The organism is Castellaniella sp. GW247-6E4 (assembly GCF_040276065.1).
Lineage (GTDB): Bacteria > Pseudomonadota > Gammaproteobacteria > Burkholderiales > Burkholderiaceae_B > Castellaniella.
This window is the reverse complement of the sequence record NZ_JBELOI010000005.1, coordinates 221337-237471: the sequence shown is the minus strand read 5'-3', so window position 1 is coordinate 237471 and position 16135 is coordinate 221337. Positions and strand designations below refer to the sequence as shown.

The following is a 16135-nucleotide window of genomic DNA, read 5'->3' as shown; positions in this document are numbered from 1 at the left end:
CCATCTGCTCTGTCTCCAGAAAACAGGTGGGGAATTTTTAATGACCTTCAGGGGGGATTATTGGACGACCGATAACACGTGGCCAAGTACGCGGATCACCTGCCACTGTATCGCCAGGCGCGTATCTTTGCGCGTGCCGGGGTGGCACTGCCGGACTCAACGCTGGGCGACTGGGTCGGTGTGTGCGGGCTGCGCCTACAGCCCCTGGTCGAGGCGCTCAGGGCCGAGATGCTGGGCAGGACCGTGTTGCATGCCGACGAGACGCCGGTGCAGATGCTCACGCCCGGCGCGGGCAAGACGCAGCGGGCGTATCTGTGGGCGTATACCCCCACATCCTACGACAGTCTGCGGGCGGTCATCTATGACTTCGCGCCCAGCCGTGCCGGGGCGCACTGCCGCACCTTTTTACAAGACTGGCGTGGCAAACTGGTCACGGACGATTACTCCGGCTACAAGGCCGGGTTCGCCACCGGCATCACGGAGCTGGGCTGCATGGCGCATGCCCGACGCAAGTTCCACGAGTTGCACGTCAATCATCGGAGCCAGATTGCCGCTCAGGCGCTGGAGTTGTTCGGTGCTCTGTATGGGGTTGAACGCGAGGTGGCAGAACTGCCCGTCGATGCGCGCAGGCGGATACGGCAAGAACGTGCCGTCCCCATCGCCAGCACCCTGCATCAGTGGCTGATCGCCCAACGCCAGCGCGTGCCCGACGGATCGGAGACGGCGCGAGCGCTGGATTACAGCCTCAAACGCTGGGAGGCGCTCACGCGCTACCTGGACGATGGCGATGCCCCGATCGACAACAATTGGGTGGAAAACCAGATCCGACCAGTGGCACTGGGCCGCAAGAACTGGCTGTTTGCCGGGTCGCTGCGCGGTGGCCAGCGGGCGGCGGCCGTTATGAGCCTGATCCAGTCGGCACGCCTCAATAGGCATGATCCGTATGCCTATCTGAAGGACGTGCTCACGCGCCTGCCGACGCATCCGAACAACAGGATCGAGGAGTTGCTGCCGCATTGCTGGCAACCAGACGCAGCGGCGTAGTTAACCGTGTTAACTCGTTCCCCAAAAAACTGACGGCCGCTCACGCGGCCGTTCGTCAATGTGTGTTCCCCGGATGCTTACCCTGATGATATCGCCCAGAGCATTGCCAGTAGCACTGTGATGGAACCTAGCGAAGCGCAGGGCCGAGTACAGTTTATTGTGGACGCCTATCAGGCCCAGACAGATCACTTCCTGACCAGCAAGATGGGCCTATCCTCGGAAGAACTTCAGGACTTCTATGCGTTTGTGCGTCAGCCGGATAACCGAGGACACCTCAGGCAAGCCCTTGAGAGCCAACTTCATGGAAACTCCATGGCGGGCTGGCGTCCTCTGGTGGAGCGATACATGAGCAATGTAGCACCCTCCAGCGAGACCTTGAAGGCCCGAGGATTTGAGACTCAAACGACAGCCGAGGGGGAAACCCTAGTGCGGATTAAGGGGACCTGGATGTCTGTGAAGGCAGCAGCCCAGGCAGGCATCTTGTAATCGCCTGTACCGGAGCGTACCGCCACGGCTAAAGGGCGCTGTGTAATGAGCGGAAGTGTGTGGTAATCTGCGTGGTAATTTAATCACTACCACACACCACCCTCTAGTATTCATGCGGCTTTGCGAGCCGCTATTGGGTCAGTGGTGCCCGGGGCCGGAATCGAACCGGCACGCCTTGCGGCGGGGGATTTTGAGTCCCCTGCGTCTACCAATTTCACCACCCGGGCAGGGTCGCCACGATCGAGTATCGCAGCGGAAAAGGATCGCCATTATACGGCCTTTTGCGCTGCCTCGGCGCGGCCGCGCCAGGCGCCGGGCGACATGCCGTGGTGCTTGCGGAACTCCCGTCCCATGTGCGCGGCGTCGGAAAATCCACAGTCGGACGCAACGGTGGCGATGCTCTTGCCGGTGCGCTCGAGCATCCAGGCGGCCAGGCGCAGGCGCTGGTTGCGGGCGTAGGCCAGGGGGCTGATGCCCATGGATTGCTTGAACAGGCGCTGCAGTTGGCGCGGCGACAGGCCGAGGCGATCGGCCAGATCGGTCAGCTCCAGGGCCTGGCCGGCGTGTTGCTGCATGAGCAGGACCGCGCGGCGCACGGGGGCGGGGACGTCGGGGGGTATGCCGGGCGGCAGGGGCTGGACCGGCTGGCTGTGGTTGGCGTCGTCCACCTGGAGGATGCGCAGGGCCTTGCCGACGTCGGCGGGATCGAGATGGCGCTTGAGGATGCGGGCGGCGACGTCGATGGATGCGGGTCCGCCCGAACAGGTGATGCGTCGCCGGTCGAACACGTATAGCCGGTCGGCGACGATGGCGTCGGGGTCGAAGGCGGGGAATTGGTGGATGAAGTCCCAGTAGTGGAACCAGCTCACGCAGACGCGGTGCCCGGCGAGGACGCCGGCCTGGGCCAAGGCGAAAACACCGGTGCACAGGCCGACGATGTGACAGTCGAGGCGGGCGGCGCGGCGCAGATAGTCGAGGATGTCGGGGCTGGCGGACCGGCGCGCATGCCATTGCCCGCCGACCACGACGATGTAGTCGAAGCGCCCGGGATCGCCCAGGAGGTCGGTGGGCACGACCTGCACGCCGCTGCTGGAGCGCACGGGCAGGAGGGTTTCGGCGATGACCTCCCAGGTGCAGCGCAGCGGGCGGCTGAGGTCACCCTCGTCCGCTGACAGGCGCAGGACGTCCAGCAGGCCGGCGAATGCCGTCATGGTGAACTGCGGCAGGAGGATGAAGCCGAATCGGGTGGGCACTGTCTTCATGACGTCATTATTCTATCAAAATCATCATTTATGACGCTATGAATCATAAATCGAAATCCATTGCGAAAACACAGGAAAACACGTTGAAACCCTACCCTGAGCGAGGGAGGTCTATTCATTCCTTTTGAATGTCGTAATTATTCAATCGGAAAATGATGCAAGCCCTAGAATCATTGTTATAGGTTTCATGGATGTATATCCATGGGACACGACGCAAAAGGGGCGCCGCGATCGCGGCGCCGTCCACGAATACGGGTTTGGAGGCACATCATGGCCTTATCGGTTTTCGACATTTTCAAGATCGGCATCGGGCCGTCCAGTTCGCATACGGTGGGACCGATGCGGGCGGCGCGCAATTTCACGCGCAATCTGCACGCGCGCGGCCTGCTGGACCAGGTGGCGAGCGTGGCGATCGAGCTGCACGGGTCGCTGGCGGAAACGGGCCGCGGCCACCGCACGGATGTGGGCATCATGCTGGGCCTCATGGGCGAGGCGCCGGACACGGTGGACCCGGCGGCGATTTCGACGCTGATGGACGAAGTCCAGACGCGGAAATCGCTAACGCTATCGGGCGGCCATCGCATCGATTTCGACGCGTCCAAGGCGTTCTCGTACCGGATCAAGCCGATGCCGGAACACCCGAACGGGATGCGCTTCACCGCGCGCGACAGCGGCGGCGAGGCGCTGCTGGACGAGCGCTATGTCTCGATCGGCGGCGGGTTCATCCGCGCGCTCGACAGCATCGAGACCGATGAACGGGTGCCCGAACACGATCCGATCCCCTACCCTTTTTCGAACGGTGCCGAGCTCGTGGCCCTGTGCAAGACACACGACCTGACGATCGCGCAACTCATGATGGCCAACGAGTCGGCGCTGCTGCCGGCGGCCGAGGTGCGCGCGGGGGTGCTGCGCATCGCCCGGGCGATGGACGAATCGATCGACCGAGGGTGTGGAATGCACGGGCCTGTCGAGGACGAGGTGTTGCCCGGCGGTCTGAAGGTGCGCCGCCGCGCGCCGGCGCTTTATCGAGAACTGCGGGGCGGGCACAAACACGACGACGTGATGTACGCCATGGACTGGGTGAATCTGTTTGCGATGGCGGTGAATGAGGAAAACGCGGCCAGCGGCCGGGTGGTCACCGCGCCCACCAACGGCGCGTCGGGCCTGCTGCCGTCGGTGCTGCGCTATTACCGGACGTTCATTACCGACTGGTCCGAGGAAGGGGTGGTGGATTTCCTGTTGACGGCGGCGGCCATCGGCTTCCTGTACAAGGAAAACGCCTCGATCTCAGGCGCCGAGGTCGGCTGCCAGGGCGAGGTCGGGGTGGCCTGTTCGATGGCGGCGGCGGGCCTGACGGCGGTGATGGGCGGCACGGTCGATCAGGTCGAGAACGCCGCCGAGATCGGGATGGAGCACAATCTGGGGCTGACCTGCGATCCGGTGGGTGGCCTGGTGCAGATTCCCTGCATCGAGCGCAATGCGATGGGCGGAAACAAGGCGATCAATGCCTCGCGCCTGGCGCTGCACGGCGATGGCAAGCACCACGTCTCGCTGGACATGGTGATCGAGACGATGCGCCAGACCGGCGCGGATATGCGCTCGAAATACAAGGAGACCTCGCGCGGCGGCTTGGCGGTGAACGTGGTGGAGTGCTGACGCCCCGGCGGCACATGAGGTGAGGGGCGGCGCCTCAGGAGACCGCCCCCGGCATAGGGGCACGAGAGGCATTACACTGGGCGGATTGTGTTTTATGGCGGGGAAACCAGGGGTCTGCCACTATTTGGCGGCGCCCATCCCCGATTGCGATGATCCCACTTTCCGTCCTCGACCTGTCGCCCATCACCCAGGAGGGTTCGGCGGCCGAGTCGTTCGCCCATACCGCCGATCTCGCGCGGCACGCCGAGCGCTGGGGCTATACACGCTACTGGCTGGCCGAGCATCACGGCATGCCCGGCATCGCCAGCGCCGCGACCTCGGTGCTCATCGGCCATGTCGCCGGCGCCACCTCGCGCATCCGCGTGGGCGCGGGCGGCATCATGCTGCCCAACCATTCGCCGCTGGTGATCGCCGAGCAGTTCGGCACGCTCGACGCGCTCTATCCCGGTCGCATCGACTTGGGGCTGGGCCGCGCACCGGGCTCCGACCAGGTGACGGCGCGCGCCCTGCGCCGCAATCTGGCGACGGACCCGGACGAGTTCCCGCGCGACGTGATGGAGCTCATGGCGTATTTCGAGGGCCAGGCACCCGTGCGGGCCGTACCGGGCGATGGTCACGAGATCCCGATCTGGATCCTGGGGTCGAGCCTGTTCGGCGCACAGCTCGCGGCGATGCTGGGTCTGCCCTATGCCTTTGCCTCGCATTTCGCGCCCGCCCAGATGATGGACGCGATTGCCCTGTACCGCGCGCGCTTCAAACCCTCGCGCCATCTGGACAAGCCCTACGTGATGCTGGGCTTCAACGTGTTCGCCGCCGACACTGACGCCGAGGCCCACTACCTCGCCACATCCTGGCAGCAGTCGTTCGTGAACCTGCGCACCGGCCGACCCGGGCGCCTGCCGCCGCCGGTCGAGGGCTATGTCGAGGCGCTGCCCCCGCGAGGCCGCGAGCTGCTGGATCACGTGCTGTCGTGCGTGGCCATCGGGGCGCCAGGCACGGTGGCCGACCAGGTCCGCGCATTCATCGCCCGCACGGGTGCCGACGAGCTGATGCTAACCTGCAATATGTACGAGCACGCGGCGCGCCTGCGGTCCTACGAGATTGCGGCGGGCTTGCTCGAGGCTTCCACGCCGGCGGCATGATCCCGCCACCCCGGCGAACACCCGTACGCGGCAACGGGATTCCAGCGCCCCGCGCGCGGATGGCGGTATAAATGAATGGATGGGGCCCGCGCCCGCACGGGATGTCCCGGCGGCGCACCATGCGAGCCCCCGTTCACCGAAAAAGGATTCGACATGCAAGCGAGAATGGACTATTTCAAAGCGGCCCCCGAACTCATGGAAGGGATGCTGCACATGGAAAAGACGGTCAAGGGCGCGGGCCTGGACCCGCTGCTGTACGAGCTGGTCAAGACACGCGCCTCACAGATCAACGGCTGCGCCTATTGCCTGCACATGCACACCACGGATGCGCGCAAAATGGGGGAAACCGAGATGCGGCTGTACCTGCTGAACGCCTGGCGCGAGTCCAGCCTCTATACGCCCGCCGAGCGCGCGGCCCTGGCCTGGACCGAGGCGCTGACGTTGGTGGCGCAGACCGGCGCGCCGGATGCGGACTATGATGGCCTGCGCGAGCATTTCTCGGACAAGCAGATCGTCGCCCTGACCCTCTTGATCACGACCATCAATGCCTGGAACCGGCTCGCGATCGGCTTCCGCTCCCAGCACCCCAAGTCCTGATTCGCCCCGCCCATGAACGAAAACCCCGCCCCCTCCGCGACCCGCGACGAGTTGCAGGCCCGCATACAGTCCAGCTTCGAGCGCTCGGGGCTGCTGCGCCACCTGGGTGCGCACCTGGGCGAGGTCGCGCCGGGCCGCGTCCACATCCATCTGCCCTACGGCGCCGAGCTCACCCAGCATCTGGGCTTTTTTCACGCGGGCGCAACCACGTCCATCGCGGATACGGCGGGCGGTTTCGCGGCGCTGACGATGGTGCCGCCAGGGCACACGGTGCTCTCGGTGGAATTCAAGATCAATCTGATGGCCCCGGCGCAGGGCGAGTCGCTCGAGGCCGTCGGCCGGGTGATCCGCGCGGGGCGCACGCTATTGGTGGCGCAGGTGGACGTCTACGCGGTCGAGCTGGGCGAAAAGACCCCGGTCGCCCTGATGCAACAGACGCTGATGAGCATTTCAGAAAAATGATCCAGCCGCCGCCACGCGCCGGACACGAGGCCGCCGGGCCCTGAAGCCCCCGGCCTCAGGGCGCGACCGGCAGCGCGCGCTTGTGGGCCGAGCGCCGGTAGACTGACACGATGACATCGTAGGCATCGTCCGGGACGTCGCGGCCCTCGAGAAAATCGTCGATCAACTCATAGCCGACCCCGAAGGCCTCCTCGTCCGGCTTGAGGGGCGCGAGCAGCTCGAGATCGGCGGTCGGCACCTTGTGGACCAGGCGATCGGGGGCGCCCATGGCCGCGGCCAGGGCACGCACGCGACGCTTGTTCAGGCCCGCCAGTGGCGTGAGATCGGCCGCGCCGTCGCCGAACTTGGTAAAGAACCCCATCAGCGCCTCTGCGGCGTGATCCGTGCCGACCACCAGGGCGCCGCGCGCGCCCGCCACCGCATATTGGGCAATCATGCGCTGGCGCGCCTTGATGTTGCCATGCAGAAAGTCCTGCTGCGCCGCGTCGCGGAAGGCCTGGCCGGCCCCCAGGAGGCTGTCCAGCATGGCGTCCGAGGCCGGCTTGACGTCCACGGTCAGCATCTCGTCGGGCGCGATGACCCCCAGGCCCGCCTGAGCGTCGGCCTCATCGAGCTGCACCCCGTAGGGCAGGCGCATGGCCGTGAAGCGGGCGTCGCCACCCTCGGCGCGGATGCGCTCGACAGCGCGCTGTGACAGGCAGCCCGCGGCCAGGGAATCGACGCCGCCGCTGATGCCCAGCACCAGGCCTCGCATGCCCGAGACGCGCAACTGCGCGGCCAGGAACTCCACACGCCGCTCGATCTCGGCCTGGACGTCGAAAGCATCGGCCATGCCCAGATCGCGGCGGATCCGCTGCTGCAAGGCGCGTTGTTCCGGCGTCATTCAGTGGTCCTCGAATCGATCCAGCACGGCGCCGGTGCTGGCGTCCGAGCAATTGAAGGCGAACTTGGCCTGCACGCCGCGGAAGCTGCGCGGCTTGGGCGCCCGCCAGGCGGCACGACGGGTGGCCAGCACGCTGTCCTCGACGTTCAGTTGCAGCAACTGCCGGTGCGCATCGATCGTGATGGAGTCGCCCTCCTCGACCAATGCGATGGTGCCGCCGACAGCGGCCTCGGGAGAAACGTGGCCGACCACCATGCCCCAGGTGCCGCCCGAGAACCGGCCATCGGTGATCAAGCCGACGGAGTCGCCCAGACCCTCACCGATCAGCGCGCTGGTGGGCGCAAGCATTTCCGGCATGCCGGGGCCGCCCTTGGGGCCGAGATAGCGCAGCACCATGACATCGCCCGCCTTGATGCGGCCCTCGAGAATGGCGTCCATCGCCGCGGGCTCGTCGTCGAACACCCGTGCCGGCCCGGTGATCACGGGATTCTTGAGGCCGGTGATCTTGGCGACCGCGCCGTCGGTGGCGAGGTTGCCCTTGAGAATGGCCAGATGGCCCTCGGGGTATAGCGCCTGGTCGAGAGGACGGATCACGTCCTGGCCGGGATCGGGAACGTCAGGCACCCCGGCCAGGACCTCGGCGATGGTCTGCCCAGTGATAGTGATGCAGTCGCCATGCAACAGGCCTGCGTTCAGCAGCAGCCTCATCACCTGGGGAACGCCGCCGGCCTTGTGGAAATCGACCACCAGGTACTTGCCGCTAGGCTTGAGGTCGCAGATCACCGGCACGCGGCGACGCACGCGCTCGAAGTCGTCGATGGTCCACTCCACCCCCGCGGCGTGGGCGATGGCCAGGATGTGCAGCACGGCGTTGGTCGAGCCGCCCGTGGCCATGACCACGGCCACGGCATTCTCGATCGAACGGCGCGTGACGATATCGCGAGGCTTGAGATCGAGCTCGATCGCCTTCAGCAGCACGCGCGCCGACTCCGCGGCCGATTCCAGTTTTTCCTGGTGGACGTTGGCCATGGTCGAGGAGTACGGCAGGCTCATGCCCAGGGCCTCGAAGGATGAGCTCATGGTGTTGGCGGTGTACATGCCGCCGCAGGACCCGCTGCACGGGATGGCGTGGGTCTCGACGGCGTGCAGTTCCTCGTTGGTCAAGCGGCCGGCCGCGTGCTCGCCCACCGCCTCGAACACGCTGACGATGTTCAGATCGCGCCCGTCCAGATGTCCGGCGAGGATGGTGCCGCCATAGACGTAGATGGAGGGGACGTTGGCGCGCAGCATGCCCATCATGCCGCCGGGCATGTTCTTGTCGCAGCCGCCGATCACCAGCGCCCCGTCCATCCACTGGCCCTGCACGCAGGTCTCGACGCAGTCGGCGATGACCTCGCGCGAAATCAGGGAATATTTCATGCCCTCGGTGCCCATGGCCATACCGTCCGAGATCGTCGGCGTGCCGAACATCTGGGGATTGCCGCCCGAGGCCTTGATCGCCTCGGCGGCCGCGTCGGCCAACGGCTGCAGCCCGCTGTTACAGGGCGTGATCGTGCTCTGGCCATTGGCGATGCCGATCATGGGTTTGTCGAAATCCGCCTCGGTGTAGCCCAGGGCGTAGAACATGGAACGGTTCGGCGCACGGGCCACGCCCTGAGTGATGTTGGCGGAACGCAGGCGTCGGGTCATGGTGGGTCCTCAGTGATCTAAGTCTAGGTGGCTGGCGGCCCGCTGAAGCCGGCGGGCCCATCAGATGACAGCTTTTCAGTGTACGGCCAGAACGCTCGGTTGCGTAGTGAGCACATGCGCCCCTTGCGGGTTTTGACGCGGATATGGCCGCCAGGGCGGGCGCGGGCGCCTCAAAAACCCCTGCGGGCGGCCTGTGACAGGTCCTCGAGAAAGGCCATGTCGCACAGCTCCCAGTCGCGGCGCGCGCCCACGACGCGCGACTGCGCCGACCATTCGGCCAGCAGCCGGCTGAGGGTCTCGGCCCGGATACCGAGGTGGGCGGCCAATTGGCGCTGGGTCAGGGGCAGGCGGACGCGGTCCCCCATCCGGGCCCGCAGGCCCAGCAAATAGGCGGCCAGGCGCTGGGCGGCGGTGCTGTCGCTGAACCACTCCACCTCATTGACCCGCTGGTAGACCCGATCGCTCAGGCGCTGGAGCAGGCGCATCGAGAGTTCAGGCCAGGCGCGGCAGGCGGCCAGCAAGCCGTCGCGCTTGAGAAACAGCACCACCGCGTCGCCATGCGCGCGCGCACACATGGGATAGCGCCCATGGCTCATGAACATGGCGGTCTCGGCCAGCATCTGACCGGTGTCAAAGATATGGAAGACGCGTTCCTGCCCGTCCTGAGTGTGGCGCAGGACCTCGACCTGGCCCTTTTCGACATAGAGGTATTCCACCGCCGGCGCCCCTTCCTCGAACAGCATCTCGCGCGGCTGGGCGTGCAGGGTGGCGGCATCGCGCATCAGCAGCGACGCCACCTCGTCCGGCGCCCCCTGGAACAGGCGATGGTCCAGCACCTGGGCCATGGAAACCTCCTGAAAGATTGACAAGAGTCATTGGTATCGTCTCGAAGCCAACGGGAGTCACATGATTGATAATAATTCTTATTAACGACATATGAAAGAAACCCCTCTAATCATAACGCCCGCGCGCCTGCCATCGCCCTCTCCATCCAGCGGCGGACCCACATCGCCCGGATCGCCCGTGGCGCCGACGCATAGGTCTCGCGCCCCCGTCCAATCCGGGCATAATGACTCCATGCCCCCGCCCCGCCAGACACACCCGGTCCGGAGGCGGCAACACCGCCACACCAGGAGCAATCATGGAAAATCAGCCCAGCCGAGGCGCCTCCCCAGGCGCCGTTCTCATCACCGGTGCCAGCCGCGGCATCGGCGCGGCCACCGCGCTCACCTTGGCCCGCGCGGGCCGGGATATCGTCGTCAACTACGTGCGCGATGCCCGCGCGGCCGAGGCCGTCGCCGGCGACATCCGCACCCTGGGGCGCAAGGCGTACATCATCCAGGCCGATGTCGGCCGGCCCGAGGAGGTCCAGCGCCTGTTCGAGCAGGCCGAGGCCGAGGCCGGGGCGCTGTACGGCCTGGTCAACAACGCCGGCATCACTGGGCCGATCGGCCCGTTTTCCCGGACGACGGACGACACTATCGAACAGGTCTTCCGCACCAATGTGCTGGGCGCGATGCAGTGCGCCCGCGAGGCTCTGGCGAATTTCCAGCGCCACGGCACGCGCGGCGTGATCGTGAACGTGTCCTCGGTGGCGGCACGTACCGGCAGCCCTGAGGTTTATGTGCACTATGCGGCCAGCAAGGCCGCCCTGGACGCCTTCACCCTGGGTCTGGCCCGCGAGGTCGCCGCCCAAGGCATTCGTGTATGCGGCCTGGCGCCGGGCAGCACGCTCACCGACATTCACGCCGCAGGGGGCGAGCCCGACCGCCCCGCCCGCGCGGCGCTTAGAATTCCGCTGGGCCGGCCCGCCGAGCCCAACGAGGTCGCTGAGGCCATCGCCTGGCTGCTCTCGCCCGCCGCCTCGTACATCACTGGCACCACTGTCGCCTGCGCGGGCGGGCTATAGCAGCAGGCACGGGATTCCTGCCGGTCCTGCATCCCGCAAGAGCCGGCCGGCAGCGGCCGAGCACGGCCTCAGCCCCGCAACTGCCCCACGTCGCGCACCGCGCCACGGTCGGCCGAGGTTGCCAGGGCCGCGTAGGCACGCAGGGCCTGCGAGACCTCGCGCTGGCGATCGACGGGCTGCCAGGCCCGATCGCCGCGCGCCTGCATGGCGGCTCGCCGCGCCGACAGTTCCTCATCCGGAATCGCCAGGCGGATGCGGCGATTGGGAATGTCGATCTCGATCGGGTCGCCATCCTCGACCAGGGCGATGTTGCCGCCCTCGGCCGCCTCGGGCGAGGCATGGCCGATCACCAGGCCGGATGATCCGCCCGAGAACCGGCCATCGGTCAGCAGCGCCGTGGATTTGCCCAGGCCCATGGATTTCAGATAGGAGGTCGGATACAGCATTTCCTGCATGCCCGGCCCCCCCTTGGGACCCTCGTAGCGGATGATGACCACGTCGCCCGTCTTGACCTCGCCGCCCAGGATGCCCTGCACGGAATCCTCCTGGCTCTCGTAGACGCGGGCGCGACCGGTGAACGTCAGGATGCTGTCGTCGACCCCGGCGGTCTTGACGATGCAACCATTGGGCGCCAGATTGCCGTAGAGCACCGCCAGGCCGCCATCCTGGGAATAGGCGTGGGCCTGGCTACGGATGCAGCCCGACTCGCGGTCGAGGTCCAGGTCCTCGTAGTAGCGGTCCTGGCTGAAGGCGACCTGGGTGGGCACGCCGCCGGGCGCCGCGCGGTAGAAATCGGCCACCGACGCGCCATGCTCCCCGAGCACGTCCCAGCGCCGGATGGCTTCGCCCAGAGTCCCCGCGTGCACATTGCCCACGTCCAGGTCCAGCAGACCGGCGCGGGCGAGCTCCGCGAGAATGGCCATGATGCCGCCGGCGCGATGCACGTCCTCGACGTGATAGGTCTGAGTGGCGGGCGCCACCTTGCACAGGCAGGGCACGCGCCGCGAGATGCGGTCGATATCGGCCATGGTGAACGGTACGCCGGCCTCCTGGGCCGCCGCCAGCAGGTGCAGCACCGTATTGGTCGACCCGCCCATGGCCACGTCCAGGGCCATGGCGTTGCCGAAAGCCTCGAAGGTCGCGATGCTGCGCGGCAGGACCGAGGCGTCGTCCTGCTCGTACCAGCGCTTGCACAATTGCACGATCAGGCTGCCGGCCAGCTCGAACAGGCCCTTGCGCCGCGCATGCGTGGCGACCACCGTGCCGTTGCCCGGCAGGGCCAAGCCCAGCGCCTCGGTCAGGCAGTTCATCGAGTTCGCGGTGAACATGCCCGAACAGGACCCGCAGGTCGGACAGGCGCTGCGCTCGACGGTCTCGGCCTGCTCATCGCTGATGTTGGGGTCGGCCGCCTCGATCATGGCATCGACCAGGTCGAGCTTGCGCACGACGGTCTTGCCGTCCTTGGCGATGACTTTGCCGGCCTCCATGGGGCCGCCCGAGACGAACACCGTCGGGATGTTCAGGCGCATCGCCGCCATCAACATACCCGGGGTGATCTTGTCGCAGTTCGAGATGCACACCATGGCATCGGCGCAATGTGCGTTGACCATGTACTCGACCGAGTCGGCGATCAGCTCGCGCGAGGGCAGCGAATACAGCATCCCGCCATGTCCCATGGCGATGCCGTCATCCACGGCGATGGTGTTGAATTCCTTGGCCACACCGCCGGCCGCCTCGATCTGGCGCGCGACGAGCTGCCCCATATCCTTCAGGTGGACGTGGCCGGGCACGAACTGGGTGAACGAGTTCACGACGGCGATGATGGGTTTCTCGAAGTCGCCGTCCTTCATGCCGGTGGCGCGCCAAAGGGCGCGCGCGCCGGCCATGTTGCGGCCCGCCGTCGAGGTGCGCGAACGGTATTGCGGCATGGGAAATCCTGGGAGTGGGTTGAGAAAAGCGCTTATCATAAACCCTTCCGCTGTCCTACAAATTCCCTGGATCGACCGCCTGGCGGGCCGCACGCGCGCCGGACCTTCTTGTTGACATTGATGGAGCCACCGTGAAACCAGCCGCCGCATCACATGAACCCGCCTCGCCGCTACGCAAGGACATCCGGCTGCTGGGCAGGACCTTGGGCGAGGTGGTGCGCGAGTGCGAGGGCCGGCCGGTCTACGACGTCATCGAGAAACTACGCCGCACGGCGGTCAAGTTCCGCCGCGAGGGTGAGGCGCGCGACAGCCGCCTGCTCGAGCGCCAGATCCGCCGCCTGGCCGATGGCGAATCCAACCTGGTGGCGCGCGCCTTCAGCTATTTCCTGCACCTCTCGAATATTGCCGAGGACCGCGACCAGACTCGCCGCCAACGCCAGCAACTGCTGGCCGACGACAAGCCCGCCGCGGGCAGCCTCGAGCACGCGATCGGCCTGCTGCGGGCGCGCGGCCACACCGGCCCGCGCATCCGCCGCTACCTGGCCGCGGCCTGCATCTCGCCCGTTCTGACGGCGCACCCGACCGAGGTCCAGAGAAAGAGCACGCTGGACCTGCATCAGGCGATTGCGCACTGCCTGCGACAGATGGACGGCACCCTGAGCACATCGGAATCGGTGCGCCTGCATCGGCAGCTCTCGGGCCTGGTCGCCGCGCTGTGGCAAACACGCATGCTGCGCCAGCAAAAACTCACGGTCCTCGACGAGATCGACAACGCCTTGAGCTACTACACCAGCACGTTCTTCAGCATCCTGCCGCAGCTCCATCTGGACATGGCCGCGCTGCTGGCCAAGCCCGCGCGCTCGCCGTTCGACGCGGACGACGCGCCGCTGCCGCCGTTCGCCTCCATGGGAAGCTGGATCGGCGGCGATCGCGACGGCAACCCGAACGTGAACGCCGCCACCCTCGAGCAGGCCGTGCTGCGCCAATGCGCGCACGTCCTGCGCCACTACCTCACCGAGATGCAGGCGCTGGGCGCCGAGCTGTCCATGTCGCAATCGCTGGCACGCGTCACGCCCGAGCTTGCCGAGCTCGCGGCGCGCAGCCAGGATCCATCACCGCACCGCCTCGACGAACCCTACCGCCGCGCCTGCATCCACCTCTATGCGCGCCTGGCGGCGACGGCCCAGGCCCTGACCGGCCGCCGGCTGGCGCGGCGCAATACCTACGAGGCCCCGGCCTACGCCTCGGTGTCCGAGTTCGGCGCGGACCTGCGCGCCATCGCCGGTTCGCTGGATGCGCACCACGGCGCATCGATCGCCCGGCTGCGCCTGACGCACCTGATCCAGGCGACCGAGATCTTCGGCTTCCACCTGGCGACCGTGGACCTGCGCCAGAGCTCGGACGTGCACGAACGGGTGCTCGACGAACTGATGCGCCAAGCCAAGGTCACCCTCGAGGGCAAGCCGGTGCGCTACGCCCGCCTGTCCGAGGCCGACCGGGTGCGCGTGCTGCGCCAGGAACTGCGCGAGCCGCGCCCCATGGTCTCACCCTGGCTTGAGTACTCGGCCGAGACCCGTAAGGAATTGGCCATTCTGCGAACGGCCGCCTCATGCCGCGAACGCTTTGGCGAGGGCGCCATCCGCCAGAGCATCGTGTCGCACACCGAGACCCTCAGCGACTTGCTCGAGGTCCTGGTGCTGCAGCAGGAGACTGGCCTGATCGCCCCAACGGTCGGCGAATCCCCACCACGCGCCGGTCTCATGGTGGTGCCACTGTTCGAGACCATCCCCGACCTCGAGCGCGGCCCGGACATCATGGACCGATGGCTTTCGCTGCCCGAAGTGGCCGCCCGTGTGCGTCACGCGCAGGACGGCATCCAGGAGGTCATGCTGGGCTATTCCGACAGCAACAAGGACGGCGGTTACCTGACGTCGAACTGGTCCCTGTACCGCGCCGAGCGCCAGCTCGTCGAGGTCTTTAAAAAACACCGCACCCGCCTGCGCCTGTTTCATGGCCGCGGAGGCTCGGTGGGCCGTGGCGGCGGCTCCAGCTTCGAGGCCATCCTGGCCCAGCCTCCCGGCACGGTCAACGGCCAGATCCGGCTCACCGAGCAGGGCGAGATCATCCAGGGGCGCTACAAGGATGCGGAGGTCGGCCGCTGGCACCTCGAGCTGTTCGTTGCGGCCACTCTCGAGGCCAGTCTGGCGCCCCAGCATCCCGCGGCGCGCACCGAGGACGACAATATGGCCCGATATGGCCAGGCCATGGAGTGGATGTCACAGGTTGCGCAAGAAGCCTACCGCGACCTGGTGTACGGCACCGAGGGCTTCACAGACTATTTCTTTGAATCCACCCCGATCCGCGAGATCGCCGGCCTGAACATCGGCTCGCGCCCGGCTGCGCGCAAAGCCAGTCAGCGCATCGAGGACCTGCGTGCCATTCCCTGGGGATTTTCCTGGGCCCAGTGCCGCCTCCCGCTGCCGGGCTGGTTTGGCATGGGCGCGGCCATGGGCCGTTATCTGCGAGAGGGGGGGCCCGACGCCGCGGCCACGCCCGAGGCGCGCCTGGACACCCTGCGGGCCATGGCACGAGACTGGCCGTTCTTTCGCACCCTGCTGTCGAACATGGAGCAGGTCCTGGCCAAGACCGACCTCGCCATTGGCCGCGCCTACGCCGATCTGGTGCCTGACAAGGCGCTGCGCAAGCGGATCTTCGGCCGCATCGAAGCCGAGTACCACGCCGCGCTCGAGGCCTTCCGCGCGGCGGCTGGGCATGAGCTGCTGGCCCGCGACGAACAATTGTCCGCCGCGCTCAGCGAGCGCTTTGCCTACATCGACCCCCTCAACCGCCTCCAGGTCGAGCTGCTGCGCCGCCATCGCGCCGGACAAAACGCGGCACGCCGAGGCGACGAAGAGGAAACCCGCAGCCAGCGCGCCATCCACATGACCATCAACGGCATAGCCGCCGGCCTGCGAAATTCGGGATGAGACCGGACACACAAAGGTCCCTGTGGACCTTTGTGTGCCGGTCGAATCCGAGCGGCATGCAAGCCGCGAGGTGGGGGAGATGCCCCACCT

The 16135-nt window shown here is 66.8% G+C and carries 11 protein-coding genes, 1 tRNA gene and 1 pseudogene; 7 read left to right on the top strand and 6 right to left on the bottom strand.

Annotated features, from left to right (window positions below):
- Positions 1-78 precede the first annotated feature (78 nt).
- Positions 79-1044: pseudogene (tnpC, locus tag ABS761_RS08585) on the top strand (IS66 family transposase); the annotation flags it as partial.
- A gap of 628 nt (positions 1045-1672) precedes the next feature.
- Here the strand turns inward: tnpC and ABS761_RS08580 are convergent.
- Both ABS761_RS08580 and ABS761_RS08575 read right to left on the bottom strand, forming a co-directional pair.
- Positions 1673-1757: transfer RNA gene (locus ABS761_RS08580), tRNA-Leu, on the bottom strand.
- A gap of 42 nt (positions 1758-1799) precedes the next feature.
- On the bottom strand, positions 1800-2792 hold the full coding sequence (locus ABS761_RS08575; RefSeq protein WP_350407771.1) for a GlxA family transcriptional regulator: 993 nt from the start codon (positions 2790-2792) through the stop codon (positions 1800-1802).
- 270 nt (positions 2793-3062) lie between these two features.
- Between ABS761_RS08575 and ABS761_RS08570 the strand changes: the two genes are divergently transcribed.
- The 4 genes from ABS761_RS08570 (at position 3063) to ABS761_RS08555 (ending at position 6649) form a co-directional block, all read left to right on the top strand.
- Entirely contained in the window at positions 3063-4448 is a 1386-nt protein-coding gene (locus ABS761_RS08570; protein ID WP_350407769.1) for an L-serine ammonia-lyase, read from the top strand.
- 149 nt (positions 4449-4597) lie between these two features.
- Positions 4598-5590, top strand: a complete 993-nt coding sequence (locus tag ABS761_RS08565; RefSeq protein ID WP_350407768.1) for an LLM class flavin-dependent oxidoreductase — start codon at positions 4598-4600, stop codon at positions 5588-5590.
- Between the two features lie 153 nt (positions 5591-5743).
- Positions 5744-6187: a carboxymuconolactone decarboxylase family protein gene (locus ABS761_RS08560; RefSeq protein ID WP_350407766.1), complete on the top strand. Its 444-nt coding sequence runs from the start codon at positions 5744-5746 to the stop codon at positions 6185-6187.
- Positions 6188-6199: 12 nt separating this feature from the next.
- Positions 6200-6649 (top strand): PaaI family thioesterase, encoded by a 450-nt coding sequence (locus ABS761_RS08555; protein ID WP_350407765.1) that lies wholly within the window; start codon positions 6200-6202, stop codon positions 6647-6649.
- Positions 6650-6704: 55 nt separating this feature from the next.
- Here ABS761_RS08555 and nadE read toward each other — a convergent pair whose 3' ends face one another.
- The 3 genes from nadE to ABS761_RS08540 form a co-directional block, all read right to left on the bottom strand.
- Positions 6705-7532, bottom strand: coding sequence for an NAD(+) synthase (gene nadE / locus ABS761_RS08550; protein ID WP_350407764.1), 828 nt, complete (start codon positions 7530-7532; stop codon positions 6705-6707).
- Positions 7533-9221, bottom strand: a complete 1689-nt coding sequence (gene ilvD, locus ABS761_RS08545; RefSeq protein WP_350407762.1) for a dihydroxy-acid dehydratase — start codon at positions 9219-9221, stop codon at positions 7533-7535.
- A gap of 170 nt (positions 9222-9391) precedes the next feature.
- On the bottom strand, positions 9392-10066 hold the full coding sequence (locus ABS761_RS08540; RefSeq protein WP_350407761.1) for a Crp/Fnr family transcriptional regulator: 675 nt from the start codon (positions 10064-10066) through the stop codon (positions 9392-9394).
- 296 nt (positions 10067-10362) lie between these two features.
- Between ABS761_RS08540 and ABS761_RS08535 the strand changes: the two genes are divergently transcribed.
- Positions 10363-11130: an SDR family oxidoreductase gene (locus ABS761_RS08535; protein WP_350407760.1), complete on the top strand. Its 768-nt coding sequence runs from the start codon at positions 10363-10365 to the stop codon at positions 11128-11130.
- A gap of 68 nt (positions 11131-11198) precedes the next feature.
- Here ABS761_RS08535 and ilvD (ABS761_RS08530) read toward each other — a convergent pair whose 3' ends face one another.
- Positions 11199-13058, bottom strand: coding sequence for a dihydroxy-acid dehydratase (gene ilvD / locus ABS761_RS08530; RefSeq protein WP_350407758.1), 1860 nt, complete (start codon positions 13056-13058; stop codon positions 11199-11201).
- 131 nt (positions 13059-13189) lie between these two features.
- Between ilvD (ABS761_RS08530) and ppc the strand changes: the two genes are divergently transcribed.
- Entirely contained in the window at positions 13190-16045 is a 2856-nt protein-coding gene (ppc, locus tag ABS761_RS08525; RefSeq protein WP_350407757.1) for a phosphoenolpyruvate carboxylase, read from the top strand.
- Positions 16046-16135: the final 90 nt, after the last annotated feature.

Excerpts from the sequence above, each read along its gene's own strand:
- ABS761_RS08575 (WP_350407771.1), bottom strand. The coding sequence starts at position 2,792 with ATGAAGACAGTGCCCACCCGATTCGGCTTCATCCTCCTGCCGCAGTTC.
- ABS761_RS08570 (WP_350407769.1), top strand. The coding sequence starts at position 3,063 with ATGGCCTTATCGGTTTTCGACATTTTCAAGATCGGCATCGGGCCGTCC.
- ABS761_RS08565 (WP_350407768.1), top strand. The coding sequence starts at position 4,598 with ATGATCCCACTTTCCGTCCTCGACCTGTCGCCCATCACCCAGGAGGGT.
- ABS761_RS08560 (WP_350407766.1), top strand. The coding sequence starts at position 5,744 with ATGCAAGCGAGAATGGACTATTTCAAAGCGGCCCCCGAACTCATGGAA.
- ABS761_RS08555 (WP_350407765.1), top strand. The coding sequence starts at position 6,200 with ATGAACGAAAACCCCGCCCCCTCCGCGACCCGCGACGAGTTGCAGGCC.
- nadE (WP_350407764.1), bottom strand. The coding sequence starts at position 7,532 with ATGACGCCGGAACAACGCGCCTTGCAGCAGCGGATCCGCCGCGATCTG.
- ilvD (WP_350407762.1), bottom strand. The coding sequence starts at position 9,221 with ATGACCCGACGCCTGCGTTCCGCCAACATCACTCAGGGCGTGGCCCGT.
- ABS761_RS08540 (WP_350407761.1), bottom strand. The coding sequence starts at position 10,066 with ATGGCCCAGGTGCTGGACCATCGCCTGTTCCAGGGGGCGCCGGACGAG.
- ABS761_RS08535 (WP_350407760.1), top strand. The coding sequence starts at position 10,363 with ATGGAAAATCAGCCCAGCCGAGGCGCCTCCCCAGGCGCCGTTCTCATC.
- ilvD (WP_350407758.1), bottom strand. The coding sequence starts at position 13,058 with ATGCCGCAATACCGTTCGCGCACCTCGACGGCGGGCCGCAACATGGCC.